The 16,266-nt window shown below is 64.9% G+C and carries 13 protein-coding genes; 9 read left to right on the forward strand and 4 right to left on the reverse strand.

Translation table 11 applies throughout. From position 1 onward, the window contains the following. Window positions 1-311 precede the first annotated feature (311 nt). Genes AC1DJW_RS19515 through AC1DJW_RS19525 form a run of 3 tightly spaced genes read left to right on the forward strand, consistent with a single transcriptional unit; the run spans window position 312 to window position 3,421 of the window. Complete coding sequence (locus tag AC1DJW_RS19515; RefSeq protein WP_476902278.1) at window positions 312-1,364, forward strand: permease; 1,053 nt, start codon at window positions 312-314, stop codon at window positions 1,362-1,364. Beyond that, window positions 1,354-2,175 carry a TIGR03943 family putative permease subunit gene (locus tag AC1DJW_RS19520; protein ID WP_476902263.1) on the forward strand — a complete coding sequence of 274 codons (822 nt, stop codon included), beginning with the start codon at window positions 1,354-1,356 and terminating at the stop codon, window positions 2,173-2,175. The genes AC1DJW_RS19515 and AC1DJW_RS19520 overlap by 11 nt, the downstream gene beginning before the upstream one ends. Continuing rightward, window positions 2,165-3,421, forward strand: coding sequence for a hypothetical protein (locus tag AC1DJW_RS19525; protein WP_476902264.1), 1,257 nt, complete (start codon window positions 2,165-2,167; stop codon window positions 3,419-3,421). Before AC1DJW_RS19520 ends, AC1DJW_RS19525 begins: the two co-directional genes overlap by 11 nt. A gap of 33 nt (window positions 3,422-3,454) precedes the next feature. Here AC1DJW_RS19525 and AC1DJW_RS19530 read toward each other — a convergent pair whose 3' ends face one another. The 3 genes from AC1DJW_RS19530 to AC1DJW_RS19540 are packed head-to-tail and all read right to left on the reverse strand — an operon-like array spanning window position 3,455 to window position 7,602. Next, the gene (locus AC1DJW_RS19530) at window positions 3,455-4,375 is read right to left on the reverse strand and encodes a phosphatase PAP2 family protein (RefSeq protein WP_476902265.1); all 921 of its coding nucleotides are present in this window, start codon (window positions 4,373-4,375) and stop codon (window positions 3,455-3,457) included. Window positions 4,376-4,407: 32 nt separating this feature from the next. Next, window positions 4,408-5,430, reverse strand: coding sequence for a glycosyltransferase (locus tag AC1DJW_RS19535; protein WP_476902266.1), 1,023 nt, complete (start codon window positions 5,428-5,430; stop codon window positions 4,408-4,410). Beyond that, window positions 5,431-7,602 carry an amylo-alpha-1,6-glucosidase gene (locus AC1DJW_RS19540; RefSeq protein ID WP_476902267.1) on the reverse strand — a complete coding sequence of 724 codons (2,172 nt, stop codon included), beginning with the start codon at window positions 7,600-7,602 and terminating at the stop codon, window positions 5,431-5,433. It lies immediately after the preceding gene. Between the two features lie 442 nt (window positions 7,603-8,044). On the opposite strand from AC1DJW_RS19540, the gene AC1DJW_RS19545 reads away from it, so the two are divergent. The 4 genes from AC1DJW_RS19545 to AC1DJW_RS19560 all read left to right on the forward strand — a co-directional run bounded on the left by AC1DJW_RS19545 (window position 8,045) and on the right by AC1DJW_RS19560 (window position 12,821). After that, on the forward strand, window positions 8,045-9,463 hold the full coding sequence (locus AC1DJW_RS19545; protein WP_284755333.1) for an extracellular solute-binding protein: 1,419 nt from the start codon (window positions 8,045-8,047) through the stop codon (window positions 9,461-9,463). Continuing rightward, window positions 9,460-10,428, forward strand: a complete 969-nt coding sequence (locus AC1DJW_RS19550) for a carbohydrate ABC transporter permease (protein ID WP_284755334.1) — start codon at window positions 9,460-9,462, stop codon at window positions 10,426-10,428. Before AC1DJW_RS19545 ends, AC1DJW_RS19550 begins: the two co-directional genes overlap by 4 nt. A gap of 92 nt (window positions 10,429-10,520) precedes the next feature. After that, window positions 10,521-11,324, forward strand: a complete 804-nt coding sequence (locus AC1DJW_RS19555; RefSeq protein ID WP_284755372.1) for a carbohydrate ABC transporter permease — start codon at window positions 10,521-10,523, stop codon at window positions 11,322-11,324. Window positions 11,325-11,348: 24 nt separating this feature from the next. After that, window positions 11,349-12,821, forward strand: a complete 1,473-nt coding sequence (locus AC1DJW_RS19560) for a glycoside hydrolase family 32 protein (RefSeq protein ID WP_476902268.1) — start codon at window positions 11,349-11,351, stop codon at window positions 12,819-12,821. A gap of 117 nt (window positions 12,822-12,938) precedes the next feature. Here AC1DJW_RS19560 and AC1DJW_RS19565 read toward each other — a convergent pair whose 3' ends face one another. Then, window positions 12,939-13,991, reverse strand: coding sequence for a LacI family DNA-binding transcriptional regulator (locus AC1DJW_RS19565; RefSeq protein ID WP_476902269.1), 1,053 nt, complete (start codon window positions 13,989-13,991; stop codon window positions 12,939-12,941). 370 nt (window positions 13,992-14,361) lie between these two features. Between AC1DJW_RS19565 and AC1DJW_RS19570 the strand changes: the two genes are divergently transcribed. Both AC1DJW_RS19570 and AC1DJW_RS19575 read left to right on the forward strand, forming a co-directional pair. Next, window positions 14,362-15,189 carry a hypothetical protein gene (locus tag AC1DJW_RS19570; protein WP_476902270.1) on the forward strand — a complete coding sequence of 276 codons (828 nt, stop codon included), beginning with the start codon at window positions 14,362-14,364 and terminating at the stop codon, window positions 15,187-15,189. Between the two features lie 25 nt (window positions 15,190-15,214). Next, window positions 15,215-16,204 carry an o-succinylbenzoate synthase gene (locus AC1DJW_RS19575; protein ID WP_459341417.1) on the forward strand — a complete coding sequence of 330 codons (990 nt, stop codon included), beginning with the start codon at window positions 15,215-15,217 and terminating at the stop codon, window positions 16,202-16,204. Window positions 16,205-16,266: the final 62 nt, after the last annotated feature.

The raw sequence follows: 16,266 nt of genomic DNA on the forward strand, positions 1-16,266 counted from the left end.
CTCGAAAGGGGAGTCCGATCTGGGTTTCCAGCGGTGACACTCGGTGCCGGCTTTTTATTCACACTCGCGTATTTGCGAGGCTACGACCCCAAGCGGCCGTTGAAACGAGTGGTCAGTACTTGTTCTTCCGACGCTTCCTTAGGTGCAGCTTCTGATGTGCCTAGGTAGCTTCCCGATCGTCCACTCGGAACGGTTCCCGGGCACTTCCGAGGGGTAGTCGCGCAAGCACCCCGCGTGTACAGTCGACTTCGCCAGCCCCTTCCGGTCAGGCGCGCCCGGCCGGCTCCGTGGAGGAAGGAGTGCCCGTGACGCTGCCTGCAGTCGACAAACGTAAACAGCCGGAACACGGGCACAGAAGCCCGGCCCGTGCTTTCACGTCGAAGTCTGCTGCCGGCCTCGCCATCGGCCTCGCGATCGTTGCTTTGTTCGCGGTCGTGCGGGTCCTGGCGCCGTCCACGCCGGAGACTCTTGGGCTTCCCAACGCCGCCCGAGACTTTGCCACGCTGTCCATCAGCGTCGTCGTCGAGTCCTTGCCCTTCGTTTTCCTAGGGATTGTCCTCTCGATCGCCGTCCAGGTCTGGCTGCCGGAGGGCATGCTGCTTCGTCGCCTGCCGCGGAGCCCGGTGCTGCGGAGGCTGGTCCTGTCGCTTCTGGGAATGCTCCTGCCGGTCTGCGAATGCGGGAATGTTCCACTGGCTCGGGGCCTGGTGGTCAAGGGCCTTACGGTTGCGGAATCGATGACTTTCCTGTTCGCGGCGCCCATCCTGAACCCCGTCACCATCGTCACGACGGCGCAGGCTTTTGGCTGGAACAACGGCATCCTGGTCTCCCGTGTCCTGGGCGGCTTCTTCATCGCGAATCTTGTCGGCTGGATCTACAGCCGGCATCCGCGGCCCGGGGAGCTGCTGACCGCCCGGTTCCAGGAAACGTGCAACGTGGCAGACCACGACGGCGGTGCTGCCGGCAAGGTGGGGCGCAGCGTGCAGATGTTCTCGCAGGAGACGCGCGCCATGATGCCTGCCTTGTTTATTGGTGCAGGCATGGCGGGGCTGATCCAGGTTGCCGTTTCCCGCGAAGTGCTGGTCGCCCTGGGCGGCAATCCGGTCTGGTCTGTCCTGGCATTGATGCTGCTGGCCTTCGTTGTCGCGATCTGCTCAAACGTGGATGCCTTCTTTATCCTGTCGTTCGGCGCGACCTTCATGCCGGGAGGCATCGTTGCCTTCCTCGTTTTCGGGCCCATGATCGACGTGAAAATGCTCGCCCTGATGCGCACCACGTTCACCGCGAAAACCCTCCTTCAGCTCAGCCTGCTGGTGGCGCTTTGCGCGGCGGTCCTCGGATTGGCGGTCAACTATGGTCATTAGGCGGCTCGTGGGCCGGTGGCAGGGCGTGGTCCTCAGCCTGATCGGCCTCATCGCGACGATCTGGCTGGGCCTGACAGGGCAGCTTGCCTTGTATATCCATCCACGGTATTTCGTGTTCACCGTCATCATGGCCGTGATCGCCGGCGTGCTTGCCCTTGCGGCCTTCGCCCTGGCCCCCACCGCCAAAGACGAGCACGGCCACGAGCACGACGGCGACGCCCACAACGACGGCGACGGCCACGAGCACGACGGCGACGCCCACGCCCGCAATGACGGGCACGGTTCGCGATGGGGCTGGCTGTGGCCGCTCGGAAGCGTGCTGACCATCGTCGCCGCCGTCGTCGCCTTGCTCATCCTGCCGCCGTCGACCCTTACCACCGCAACCGTTGCACAGCGGGACCTCAACGGCTCAGCGTCCGCCCTCACGCTCAAAGCACCCGCGCTGCCAGGCAAGGGAGACTACTCCGCCTTTACGGTGAGGGACTGGGCATCGTTGCTTCGATCCGGCGCGGGGCAGGACTTTTTTGCCGACAAGACTGCCACGGTGACCGGGTTCATCAGTGCGGACAAGACAGATCCAAACGTTTTCTTCGTGACCCGTTTTGTGGTGACCTGCTGCGCTGTCGACGCCCAGCCGATTGGCGTTCCCGTCTATCACCCCGGGTGGCAAAACGAATTCAAAACCGACAGCTGGGTTACGCTCACCAGCAGCTTCCGCGCCAACCCCAACCCGGCCAGTCGCGAGGCAATCGTCCTGATACCGCACACCATCAACCCCACCGCACAGCCGGCGCAGCCCTATGTCTACTAAGCGCCGCCCCGTCTCGGCCAAACGGGCTGCAGCGATTGCCGCCGCGGCCGAGCTCCTGGCCGGACGGCGTTTCGCCCGCCGCCTCTACGGCACCATCGCGATCCTCGCCCTCCTTGCCGGCGGATTGACGGTAGCGAACCTTTCGAAGCTGCCGCACCCCAACTCCACCTCGGCCCTGGCCCGCTCTGCCACACCTGCGGCCTTCGGCCTGTACAGCCTGCGGAGGGACACCGGCAAAGACAACAAAGGGCTGAAGAAGCCGGACACCATCCTCGGCACGAGCCTGTCCGGCAACGATCAGGGCACGGTCATTGTCAGCGCCCCCCGCATCCAGGAGTATGCCGCCCTTCCGTCCGCGCTCGCCGTCGTCACCCTCAACGATGACAACACCAGCTCCCTCGAGATCGTCCCGCTCACCGGCGGCCCGCCAACGCTCGTTCCGTTGCCAAGCCTGGGGACAGTCGCAAACCTCCATGCGGCAGGATCCAAGCACCTCATAGGCTTCACTTTCACCGCTTCTTCGGGCACTGAGCAGTACTGGAAAGCACTCTTCGTGTACGACGTCGACAATCCGTCTTCGGCTCCGCGGGCCGTCCAGGGAATCAACGGTCCGGTCTCGGCCGCGGACTGGCGCTTTGTCCCGGGTGCGGCCACCTTGGTGGCGCAGACCGACGACCAGTCCATGTTCCTCATTGACGCGCTGGAAACGGGCAAAGTATCGCCCCTGGGCGCGCATGCCGGGATCCTCGGATTCGTTCCTGGCACCAACGAACTCGCCGTCGCCGACGCAGGGCTAAAAAAGGGCATAGACCCGCCACGCTATTCGACCATCAACCTCACCACCGGGACATCCACGCCGCTCACGCTCGCGGGCGCTTTCGTTCCCGATGCCGTGAACGGGGTCACCACCACCGCGAGCCAGCCCATGGTCCTCGATGCCTCCGGCCAGTACGCGCAGGTAGTGAGAAAGTACGACGCCGGACAGGAAGCCTCCGTCGTCAACCTCACCGACAAGAACGGCTCGCGCCAGCTCTACCGGCCTGCCGCCGCATGGTCGCGCATCCTGGACACCTGCATTTCCCCGGCCAGCGACTACCTCGCCATCGAAACAGCGGCACCCCAATACACGGGCGACCAATACCCCGTCCGCCCCGAGCCGACCCCCATCCGGACCGACCTCGTCGATTTGAAATCAGGCACCGTCCTGAAAAGCGTTCCTGGATTTCTCCCCAGCTGGTGCGGTTGATTAGGAAACCACGGCGGCGGCCAGCGCTCGGCGCTAAGGCGACTGCCGCCGTCGGGCACTCAAGTCGAAAAGCCAGGTGGCAGCGACCGTCGCCAGGTAACCGGTGATGACAATCAGGGAGACACCGGCCCAGAAATAGTTGGTGGTGCTGCTTTCGTGACCGAAACCGGGCGCAAGTTTGATCAGCGAATACACCGAAACCGCCGCAGCGGCCACGCCCGCCAGCGCCGACAGCAAAAGCCACAAACGCGACGACGCCCAGTGCCCACCACGGCCGTCCTGGACGTTCCAGCGCTTCCCCGTGCGCAGCACCAACCAGCCGGCCGGTAGCATGACCGCTCCCACCACGAGGAACGCGGCGACGACGTCGGCGGGCCGGTGCCACTGGTTGATCAGCGTGGAAACCCCTGCCGCCACCGCGAAAGAGCCACCGAGGAACCCCGCCAAAGGCCGCCAACGCGGAGACACCACCAGGAAGACCGCGGCAGCCGCAGACGCCGCCAGCGTGGTGTGTCCGGAGGGGAGCGAGTTCAGTTCGATGGTTTGGACGCCGCGGAACGGCCTGTTCGGAAACCAGTCCTTGAGGAGCTGGGTGGCCAGGTTCGCCGCGACACAAGCGGCCAGCGCGATCCCGGCGGACTTCCAGCGGCGGCGCATTATCGTGACGAAAAGAACGACGACGGCGGCGATCGCCACCGAGATGACCGGCAACCAATCGAGGAACTGGGTTGTTGCCCGCTCGGTGGGACCGTTGATGGTCGCGGCTTCCACCAGGGCGGATTCGTCGATGTACTGTCCCGTTGTGGTGCGTACGAAAAAATAGTACGTGGCAACGAATGCGGCCATGCATGCCAGGGTTGCGAGCACAAAAAGGAAGCCCATCCCGGCGCCCGCCCGGCGCCCGGTGACGGTCCCACGTGTGGCCGGCAGCCGGCCCGTCTTAGGAAAACTCATTGCTTTCAGGGTGTCATATCTGGCTGGGAGGATCACTTTTGCTCTGCGAGGAGTTCCTCATAGAGCGCCAAGTGTTCGGCAACCATCCTCTCGGCGCTGAAGTAGTTTTCCGCGGCGCGGCGGCACTCGCCGCGATCCAGCGAGGCGGCGGCAACCACGGCCTTCGCCAGCTCCGGGGGACTGGAACGGAGGTAGCCCGTGACGCCCTCGGAAACGATCTCCGGGGCGGATCCCCGGAATGTTGCCACCACCGGTGTCCCCGCGGCGAGGGACTCGATCATGGCCATCCCGAAAGGTTCATCCCACTGGAGCGGATTCAGCAGGGCCACCGACCCGCCCAGGAGGGCGAACTTGTCCGCAGCGTTCAGCTCGCCGAGGTATTCGACGTCGGGCCCAAGCAGCGGTGCGATGATCGCGCCGTAGTACTCATGCTCTTCCGCGCTGTACATCTTGGCGGCAATCCGCAGCGGTACCTGGGCCAGGCGGGCCGTCTCTATCGCTTCGGGCAGGCCCTTGCCGGGATGCATCCGGCCGAGGAAGCTGGCATAGCCGCCGTCGCCGGCTCCGAGGGGGACGGACTGCGTGTCTATCCCGTGGTGGATGACCCTCCGTATCTTGATGCCGGGGGCAGTGTCCGCTTGATGGTGCGAGATGGCAATGATCGCTGTGTCTATGGCCATGGCCTGGTAGATGTCATGGTTTTCTTCTGAAAACGGAAGGTGCGCCGTTGCGACGATGGGCGTTCCTTTCGGCCGATGCCGGTACAGCGGCCCAGCCAGGGTGTTGTCGTGGATGAGGTCGACGTCTTTCATGGCCGCAAATGCGTACACACTGTGGCGGAGTTCGTCCGTCCCGTTCCCTATCCTCGAGCCGTCGGCAAGCGGTGGGCCGGGGACTTTGGCCACTGGACATGTGCTTCCGGACGCAGCCGCAAGAAGCACATCGTGGCCCGCGGCAACCAGGCCGCGAGCCAGGATATCGATGATCGACTCGGTGCCGCCGTATGCGGGCGGCGGGACCGGAAGCCAAGGCGGGGCAACGAGGCCGATGCGCACCTAGTGCCCCCGCTGCGGTCCGGCGGTGACGGGATGGACATCCAAGAGATCGGAAAGCGGCTTGCGGGCTTCGAGGTGAAGCGCGACATTCTCGGGCAGGTCCGTGACCCGTGTTTGTCCATTGGTTACCTCAACGGAGATCCGGGAGCCGGCCAGCGGGATGTTCCGCATTTTGATCTCGCCGAAGCCTTCAGGGACTACGGGTGCCAGCCAGAGGCCGCCGTGGGTGAGGCATGGATCGAAACGGAGAAGGACTCGGAGCAGATGCACCGGTGTGGCAGCGGCCCACGCTTGCGGCGAACATGACGAAGGGTATGGGACGGGCGTCCCATAGGTCTTCCTGTCCAGTCCGCAGAACAACTCCGGGAGCCGCCCACCGAACGCTTCGGCCGCATCGAGGAGGCCCGTCACAAGGCGTTGCGACTCCTCAATGAAGCCGTAGCGCATCAATCCGCCGGCAATGAGGGCATTGTCATGTGGCCACACCGAACCGTTGTGGTAGCTCGCCGGATTGTAGGCCGCCATGTCCGAAGCCAAGGTCCGGACACCCCAGCCCGTGAACATGGTGTCCGACATGAGCCGCTCCGCGACCAACGGAGCCTTGTCGTCGTCGACGATTCCACTCCACAGGCAATGGCCCATATTGGACGCGCAGGCGTCTACCGGCCGCTTGTCGCGGTCCAGGGCGATCGCGAAATAGCCGCGTTCGGGAAGCCAGAATTGCTCGTTGAATTTTCGCTTGAGTTCGGCCGCCCGCGTGCCCCACACTGCTGCCAGCTTCAGGTCGCCGTCCTCCTGGGCCATCAAGGCCCTGCTGAGATAGGCGGTGTACACATAGCCCTGGACTTCGCACAAAGCGATCGGCGGCTCTGCCAGGGTGCCGTCGGCGAATTTGATGCCGTCCCCGGAATCCTTCCAGCCTTGATTGAGGAGACCATGGTCCGTGGCCCGCGAATACTCAACGAAGCCGTCGCCGTCGGCGTCTCCGTAGTCGCGGATCCAGTCCAGGGCCCGGTCCACCGCGGGCAGAAGAGACTCCGAGACCTCGGAATGGAATCCCCAACGGGTGAGCTCCCCGGCGAGGGTGACGAACAACGGCGTGGCGTCCACCGAGCCGTAGTAGGCACTGCCGCCGCCAAGCGCGAGGCCCGTGGTGGCACCGAGACGCACCTCATGCAGGATCCGGCCCGGCTCCTCCTCGCTGAGCGGGTTGACGGTTCGGCCTTGATGGTCAGCCAGGGTTTTCAGCGTTCCGAGCGCCAGCGATGGGTCCAGTGGAAGGGTCATGAACGAGGTCAGGAGCGAGTCCCGGCCGAAAAGGGCCATGAACCAAGGTGAACCTGCAGCCACCACTGTCCGCCCAGGATGGTCAGGGTCGAAGATCCTGAGGGAGCCGAGGTCCGCCCTGCTCTGGGCCAACGCTTTTTCGAAGGCCTTGTTGGAAAGTTCCGTTGTGGGAACCTTGCCGTGCCACTCCTGCAGCCTCTCTTCGGGGATATCGGCGGGGCGTTGGTTCCCCCAAACCTGGGCATCCGCCTCGGGACCAACCCCGTCGATGCGGGGGGTAGCTGTCACGCCTGTGGACCAATGGCCTTGGGGTTCCAAGGTGATGTCATAGCTGATGACATCTCCGTCAACCGCGCCATTCGGGGCGTCAACGGCGACCAGGACGTGCCGCCCTTGCCTGTGGGACTCCAGGACCAACGAGCCGTTGCTATCCCGAGTCAAATGCACGCTCTCGTGGCGTGCCCGGCCCTCCTTGACCTCGAAAATGTCGGCAAAGTCCGTGCTGACCGTGAGGGAAACCGTGGCGTGGGTGGGCTTGTTGGAGAAATTCCTGACCGTGATATCTTCGCGGACTCCGCCGAACAAGCTCCGCCTGCGTTCAATCAACAGATGGCTGTCTGCCAAGCCGTCGGTGCGTGCCGCGCGGCCGACAAAATCAGCGCGGAACGGCTCCGGGATAGGAGAACCCAGGGCTTCGATGGGGTGGCCGTTCACCGCGAGCACCCAGCTCGAAACGAAACGCGTGTCACGGAAGAACATCCCGTGCGGTCGCAGTTGGTCCATGTCGCCGTTGGCCGCAGAGACGCAAAACGATGTTCCTGCCAACAATGTCACGGCACCTGCGCCGGCCGAACCTGCGAGGTTCTCGGCATTCCAACCTGTCATTAATGGGCTCCAAAGCTAAGGGACGGGGGAATGGGGCAGCTTGCTTCAGCGTATTCGCCGCGTCTTCGGAAGTGAACCCTCCTGCAGATATGGGGGCTTTTCTCCCGACGCTCGCTCGGGTATGGCGGGTTTTGGGCGGACGCTCGCTCGGGTGTGGGGGGTTTTGGGTGGACGCTCGCTCGGGTGTGGGGGTGGGCCCAGGGGTTTGGGGGCGATACGTGAGCGAGGGTTTGCCGTTTGGGGGCGATACGTGAGCGAGGGTTTGCCGTTTGGGCCACATACGTGAGCGAGCGTCGGACCAAAAGGCCATAAAGGTGAGCGGGCATCGGGAAGGGTGAGCGGGCGTCGGGGAGGGGTGAGGGGCGCGTAACACGAATGTGACGCTTGACACGTGTTAGGTGATGGATTTACGCTACCTAACACGTGTTAGGAAGGAATAGACATGCCAGGAAGCAATGGGAAGCTGCGTGAGATCTCACGCAGGACAGCCCTTGGTGCCTTGGGTGCGGGAATTGTCGGAGCAACAGTGGCGTCGTGGCCGCGGTTGACCGGCATGGACATCCCGGGCCGCGGCGACAACAGTCTCAGCATCGCCATCTTGGGAACCGCAGCGGACGCAGCCGCCCGCCAGCGGGTCATTGATGCGTTCGCGAAGGTGCACCCGGAAATCAAGGTGAAGGTCCAGGCCATCCAGGCCGCGGACTGGAAGGACTTCTTCACCAAGATCCTCACCATGGTGGCAGCCGGAACGCCACCGGATGTGGTCTACGTGGCCACCGAAGGTGCCCAGCTCTTCGCCGAGAAGCTGGCGCACCCCTTGGACGAGTACCTTCGCCGCGACGCCGCGGACATGAAGGAGTACTTCGCAGACGTCCACCCGAGCCTCGTGGAAGCGTTTATGTACAAGGGCAGCCTGTTCCAGCTTCCCATCGACTGGAACGCCGCCAACATGTACTACAACACCTCGGCATTGCAGCAAGCCGGACTTGAACGTCCTGCAGACAACTGGACCCAGGTGGACTTCCGGAACAACCTGGCAGCGATGCGGAAAGCGAGGCCGCAGGACTTCACCCCGTACTACTGGACCAACAGGCTCTTCGGCGGTGTGGTGCCCTGGCTCTATGCCAACGACACCAGCTTCCTCAAGGAATCCAAGTCCACGGGCGGCGAATGGCTCTGGGACAGCTTCTATGCCCAGGATCCTTCCCGCGGATTGCGTTCGGGCGGCTACCAGTGGCTTGAACCCAATGCCGACGACCCCCGGGTTTACGAATCCTTCGACTACCTCCGCGGCCTCGTCAAGGATGGTCTCGGTGTCCGTCCCGAAGAAGGCGGCGGAAATTCACTCGTCGGCCTGTTCGCCTCCAACAGGATCGGCATGACACCGGCCGGCGGATATTGGGTGGAAGGCCTCCACGAAGCCGGAATGAAGGAGGACGACTTCGACGTCCAGTTCTTCCCGCGCTGGCGCACCCAGCGGCACCAGTTCGGCACCGCCGGCTACGCCATCATGAAGACCGCCAAGGACAAGGATGCTGCCTGGGAGTGGCTCAAGTTCGCTTCCAGCCTGGAGGCAATGCGCCTGGTCTTCCCGACGCCGAACACCACCCCGGCGCGCCGCTCCATGGTCAACGAGCAGCTGTACGCAGGACGCGGGCCGAAACACTGGAAAGTCTTCTACGACACCCTCGACAAATTCCCCACCACAGGTCCCATCCCGGCACCACCCCAGCAGGCCGCCGTCGAGACCGCATTGATGAAAAACGTATCCCTGGCCGTCAGCGGTGACGAGAACCAGCTCAAGCAAGCCCTCGCCTCCATGCAGCGCGACCTTGAGATTGCCTTGAGGAGGCAGGCATGAGCACGGCAACAACGGGCATGTCCACCAAACGCCGAAACGGCGCGGGGTCCAAACGCCGGAACGGCGGCGGAACGGGGAGCGAATCATTCGGAAGGCAGCGTCAGCGCTGGCTGCCCTGGGCGTTCCTGGCTCCCACCATCCTTGGCATGGGGCTGTTCACGCTCGTGCCGATCGTCGCTTCCGTGGTCCTCGCGTTCTTCCGCTGGGACATCATTTCCGCGCCAAGCTTCGTCGGGTTCGACAACTTCGCCGAAGTGGTCCAGGACCCCACGGTGCGTGTCTCGTTCCTGAACACCATCATGTTCGTAGTGGTCGCCGTGGCATTGCAGCTCGGCCTCGCCTTGGCGCTGGCCATCATGGTGCAGGAGAAGCTCCCGGCCTGGCTTCGCGTCTTCTTCCGCAGCGCCTTCTTCTTCCCGCTGATCCTGTCCGCCGCGTCGGTGTCCATCTTCATGCGTTACCTGTTCAATGAACAATTCGGCGTGGTCAACTGGCTTTTGTCCTTCGTCGGCATCCCCGCCGTCCCGTGGCTGACGACGCCGGCCGGTTCTGCCGCCGTCGTGATCCTCGTGTACGTGTGGCAGAACTTCGGGTTCTCGTTCCTGCTGTTCATCGGCGGGCTGGCGTCGATCCCCACCGAAACGTATGAGGCCGCGTCCATCGACGGCGCCACGGGCTGGCGCAAACACCTCCACGTGACGCTGCCCCTCTTGAGCCCCACCACGCTAGTGGCATCCGTCATGGCGATCATCAACGCCCTGCAAGTGTTCGACCAGCCCTACGTCCTCACCCGCGGCGGCCCAGGCGACTCCACGCGCACCGCGGTGATGGTGATCTTCGAGTCCGCGTTCCAGCGCCTCGAGTTCGGCCAGGCCTCGGCGATCGGCGTCATCCTCACGCTGATCATCATGGCCATCACCGCCGCCCAGTTCCGGCTCAGCAAACGATTCGTCTTCTACCAGTAAGGCCCGCCATGACTACAACCTCAACCCAGCGCGCCGACGTCGATCGCTTGGCTCCCCAGCGGCCCGCGCCCCGCAAGAAGCGGAACTGGAGCATGGCCGGACGAATCGTGCTGCTCCTGATCGCGTCCGTCTTCATCCTCGGCCCGGTGCTGTGGACCCTGTCCACCTCGCTGCGGCCACCGGCGGAATCGTTCCAGCTGCCGCCGTCGTTCCTTCCGCTCAACCCCGATTTCTCGTCGTACGACCAGGTCTTCAAGCAGCTCAACATCATGCTTCTGGTCCTCAACAGCGCCCTCGTCACGGGACTGATCGCCGTCGGGCAGATGTTCACGGCGGCGCTGGCCGGCTACGCGTTCGCGAACCTCAAGTTCCGGGGCCGCGGGGCGCTGTTCTCGATTGTGCTGGCCACCATGATGGTCCCGGCGCAGGTGACGATCGTTCCGGTCTTCATGCTGATCCGCGGTATCGGTTTGTCCGACACGCTCCTCGCGCTGATCCTTCCGGCGATCCCGACGGCGTTCGGCACCTTCCTGATGCGCCAGTACTTCCTGGGGCTGCCAAATGATTTGGGCGAGGCCGCCGCGATCGACGGCGCCTCGCCGTGGCGCACGTTCCGTTCCGTGTATGCGCCGCTGGCGATGCCGGGCATGGCGATCGTCGGCATCCTGGCATTCAACTACCACTGGAACGAGTTCTTCCGCCCGCTCATCCTGACCATCTCCGAGCAGAACTTCACCCTCCCGCTGGGCCTGGTGTCGCTACAGGGCAACCTGGGCACGGGCAGCATCTCCGTGGTGTTGGCAGGCGTGATCCTCTCCATGATTCCCGCCCTGGTGGTGTTCATGTTCGGCCAGCGCGCCTTGCGTGACGGACTCACCGCCGGCACCGGCAAATAGCCTCTACTTCCTGAAAGGACTTCGATGACGGACCTCATATCCACCGCCCCTGCACTCGCCGCGGCGGCCACCCACCCGGACCCGGCTTTCCCACGCTTCCACCCCCGGCCGGCGCAAGGCTGGATCAACGACCCCAACGGCATCAGCTACATCAACGGCCGCTACCACGTGTTCTTCCAGTTCAACCCGGAATCGGCCCGGCACCACCGGATCCAGTGGGGCCACGTCAGCTCCCCGGACCTGGTCCACTGGGATGAGCACCCGGTCGCGCTGCGCCCGCAGGACGGCGGGCCGGACGAGTTCGGCTGCTGGACCGGTGTGGTGACCGACGACGGCGGTGTCCCCACCGCTGCGTACTCGGGCGTGCGGGGCGACGGTGGGCACTCGCAAGTGGTGATTTCCCGGGGCTCAACGGACCTGGTGAGCTGGGAACAGGATGGCCATATCGCCGCTTCCATGCCCGACGACGGCTTGGTCACGGCCGTGCGCGACCCCTTCATCTTCCACTTCAACGGCAAGCGCTACGCCATGCAGGGCGCCGGGCTGGCCAATGGACATGCTGCCCTGCTGCTGTACACGGTGGAGGAGATGTCCGACTGGAAGTACCAAGGTATTTGGCTGACCACCGAGAACCCTGTGGCAGCTGCGCATACTCCGGCCGAGATCTGGGAGTGCCCGCAACTGGTTCAGGTTCCTTCCGACAGCGTGCCTTCCGACGAGGTTCCTTCCGACGGGACTGACACCTGGGTCATGATGTTTTCCCTTTGGCTCTCCGGTGACGACCATGAGCACGCCAACGGAGTGGGCCACCTGATCGGCTCGCTTGTTGAGGACCCGTCGACCGGGCTGCCGGTGTTCGTCCCGCGTTCCGGGGGCAGGTCCGACCTTGGCCGGGACTTCTACGCTCCGCAGATCGTTCAGCTGGATACTGCGCCGTCGTCAGGGGCGCGGTCGACGTCTGTGGCGACGCCGTCGTCTGGTGCGACGCCGGAGCCGCGCGCCCTGTTGTGGGGATGGGCCAACGAAGGCCCGGGCCGTGATGGCCGGCGAGGCCGTTCGCAAGACGAGATCGACGCCGCAGGCTGGGCAGGCGTGTTAACCCACCCGCGCTTCCTCTCGGTTGAGGATGGTGCATTGGTGGTTGCTCCTGCGCCTGAGGTGGACGCGTACCGGGGTCCTGTCCTCGCGGCCGGGGCTTCCGGGGCCGTTGACTTGCCGCCGTTTGCCGAGGCAGTTGTGACGGCTGGGACTGTTGCTGGAGCCGGTGAGGTTCGGCTGGTCCTGGCCTCCGGCGCGGAACGGCAAGTTGTGTTTGCAGGGCCGTTGTCCGAGGGCGAGGAACTCCGCATCTTCGTGGATGCTTCCTTGGTGGAGGTGTATCGGACAGGTTCCGTCGCCACGACACTCCGCGCCTACCCTGCGGCCGGGGAAGCATGGATCCTTGAGCTTCCCGAAGGTGCGGCCGCAGACGTCTGGGAACTGAAGCTGCCGGAATAGGCGGCAGGCCGCCGTCGTAGTTTCCCCACATTTGACCACTTTTGGCCGGTGCTGCAGTCCGGGATCCCCGTATTTCCGCGGGTTCCCGGACGACGGCCCGGCCAAAAGTAGTCGGATCTAGAGAGTGGGTACAGGCCCGGTGGACTCACGGACCACCAAACGGCAGGGAACCATGGTTTCCAGATGGCCGCTGCCGCCCGCTGTCGGACGCTGTGCCGGGTCCTCAATCTGCCCCAGCAACATGCTCATCGCGGCCGCGCCCATTTCCCGCAGCGGAAGCGCCATGGTGGTGAGCGCGGGGACCATGGTGGCCGCGATGCGGGACTCGTCGTCGTAACCCATGATCGAGAGGTCGCGCGGTACGGAAAGGCCCAGCCGAGCCGCAGCCAGGGCGACGCCGATGGCGAGCCGATCGTTGGCGCACACAATCGCCGTCGGCCGCTCGGTGGCGGAGAGCAGCCCCATAGCGCCATGGAAACCGTCGTTGATGTCCCAACCGGCCATGAATACGCGGTCTTCGCGAACGGGGATGGCGGCCTTGGCCATTGCCTCCCGATGCCCCGCGATGCGCAGGGGCACAGCCGGGGAGGTGGCGGCGCCCGCGAGGAATGCGATATCGCGATGGCCCAGCTGCAAGAGGTGCTCGGTGGCTTCCCGGCCGCCCGAAACCTCGTCCGGGATCACGTGGTGCAGCCGTGGGGCGGGGCTGCTGTCGTAGCAATTGGCGAGCACGGAGGGGATCCGCAACATGCCCTGGGGCACGTCGAGCGGCTTCAAGCCGACCGTGACATACATCAGCCCGTCCACTTGCCGGTCCAACAGGGTCTCGACGGCGCTCTCGTCACGGGAGGCGTCGCGCTCGGTGTCCATCACCACGGTGACAAATCCGTGGGCGCGGGCGACGTCGTCGGCGCCACCGATGATGTTGCCGTCGAACGGGCTCACCACCACCTCGTCCGACACGATGCCGATCACGCGCGTTCGTTGGTTTCGCAGGCTCAGCGCGATGGGGTTGGGGGAGTAGTTGAGGTCGGCTGCGGCCCGCCGGATACGGTCCTGGCTTTCCTTGGCCACGTTGCCGTCGCCACGGCCGTTGAGCACCAGCGACACCGCACTCCGCGAGACGCCCGCCCGTTTGGCGACGTCGAGTGCTGTGGCCTTGCGCTGCATGCGGGCTCCTCCGGCTGTGGTTCCGTTTCTTGCTGCATTCTACCTAACGCGTGTGAGGGCCGGTTCCGGTCCCCGTTCCCCGCGTTCCCCAGCCTCCAGCCCGACGCTCGCTCACCTATGGGGCCAAAAGCCCGGACCCTCGCTCACATCATGTGAGCGAGCGTCGCTGGAAAACACCCCAAAGGTGAGCGAGCGTCGGTGGGGCCCTGTGCGTGTCAGCCGAACGCTCGCTCAGATATACGCCCTTCGACCTGAACGCTCGCTCAGATATACGCCCTTCGACCTGAACGCAAAGAGGTATCGTTGGGCGTGCCGGGCAGAACCGGTGTTCTGATCTATGGGGGTGGGTCCGATTTTTTCTTCGCGCCGAATGGCTACGATCGTGCTGGCGGCGGCAATGGCGTTGAGTCTCAACGCCTGCGTGTTCGATGTGACTGCCGCCAGACCGTTGGCCCATGGAGGGACGCCCTCCGCCCCTGCGACCAAGCCATCCGCAACACCCACCGCAAGCAGTGGTATCCAAACGCGGGTCCGTTCGTCGCAGGAGCTGCAGGCGTTGCTCGGCAGCCTCCGTGCTCCCGACGGCGTGATGTCAACACCCATTGGTGAGGCAGCGATTCAGGACTTGCAGGATTCGATGGCAGTCGGGCCCGCCGACATGACCACCGATCCCGCTGGATGCCGGGACCTCCTGAAAGCAGGAGAACTGGTCGACTACAGAATCCCGACGGCGGCCGCGGTGCTGGGGCCCCAGGAGAACATGTCCGTCATCATGGCTTCGTCCGACGATTCCGGCTATTTCTGGCAGGGCATGTACAGCATCGGTCGGGCTCTTGGATATTGCCCCGAGGTGACTATCAGTTCGGGGAACCAACAGGTGCACTCGTCCCTGAAACGGTTGAGTATGGACCTTCACGGGTCGAAGTCGTTCACCTACGTCACCAGCATCACGGGCTCCGGAGCGCCGATCCATGTGCTGCGCATGGTCACCATGAGCGGAAGCCTGTTCGTCACGGGGGTCCACCCGCTGCCGGACGCGCAGCCCACCGATGCTGTCATCCAGGAGCTCAGCAGCTATGTCAACGCGATCGTTGACCATGCCGGCGATCAATTGCCGGGCGCTCCCGGCGCAAAGCAGCCCACCGGGCCGGCCACGGCGCCAGCTGACCCGACCCCGTCGCCGGGCACCCCGGCCTAACCGCGCCCCACGCTACAGTGAAACCATGCCTCCATTCCCCACCCTCGACGAGCTCCTTGCCACCGCGAAAGTGGTCAGCCTGCCGATGCGGGTCAAGTTCCGGGGCATCACCGAGCGCGAGACCCTCCTGTTCCGAGGACCGGCCGGGTGGGGCGAGTTTTGTCCGTTCCCTGAGTACGGCGACGCCGAGGCTTCCCGCTGGCTCGCCGCCGCCGTCGAAGCCGCATGGCAGGGTTTTCCGCCGCAGCTAAGGGACACTATTCCCGTCAACGCGACCGTCCCCGCCGTGCCTGCCGCCCGGGTGCCCGAGGTCCTGGAACGCTTCGGCCGCGTGGACGCCGTCAAGGTCAAGGTCGCCGAGCGCGGTCAGGAACTGGCCGACGACGTCGCGCGCGTCGCCGCAGTCAGGGACGCCCTGCCGGATGCCGCGATCCGTGTGGATGCGAACGCGGGCTGGGACGTGCCGCAGGCGGTCGAGGCACTCGGGCGGCTCTCCGCCGTCGGGCTCGAATACGCCGAGCAGCCCGTGCCGCACATCGAGGGCCTCGCGGAAGTCCGCCGGCTGCTCGCGCAGCAGGGAACGCCCGTGCTCATCGCCGCCGACGAATCCGTGCGCAAGGAGGAAGACCCCCTCAAAGTGGCCCGGGCTGGCGCGGCTGACCTGATCGTGGTCAAGGTCGCGCCGCTTGGGGGAGTGCGGCGCGCGCTGGACATCGTGGCGCAAGCCGGGCTTCCCGCCGTCGTGAGCTCGGCGCTGGACACCTCGGTGGGGATCCGCGCGGGGCTCGCGCTCGCCGCCGCGCTGCCGGAGCTGCCGTTCGCGTGCGGGCTGGGGACGGTGCGGCTGTTCGCCTCGGACATCACGAAGGATCCGTTAGTGCCCGACGACGGCGCCATCCGCGTCCGCGATGCCGTCGCCGATGAGGGGCTGCTGGAGCGGTATGCGGCTCCCGCCGAGCGTCGCGATTGGTGGCTGGACCGGCTCCGCAGGGTGCACGCACTCCTTGATGCATAGATTGCTGGGAAAAGTCTGGGAATTCACCGGAACTTTACCGGAGCGTCCTCTCGGATTCCGTT

It is taken from the genome of Arthrobacter sp. 05L417 (assembly GCF_056397865.1).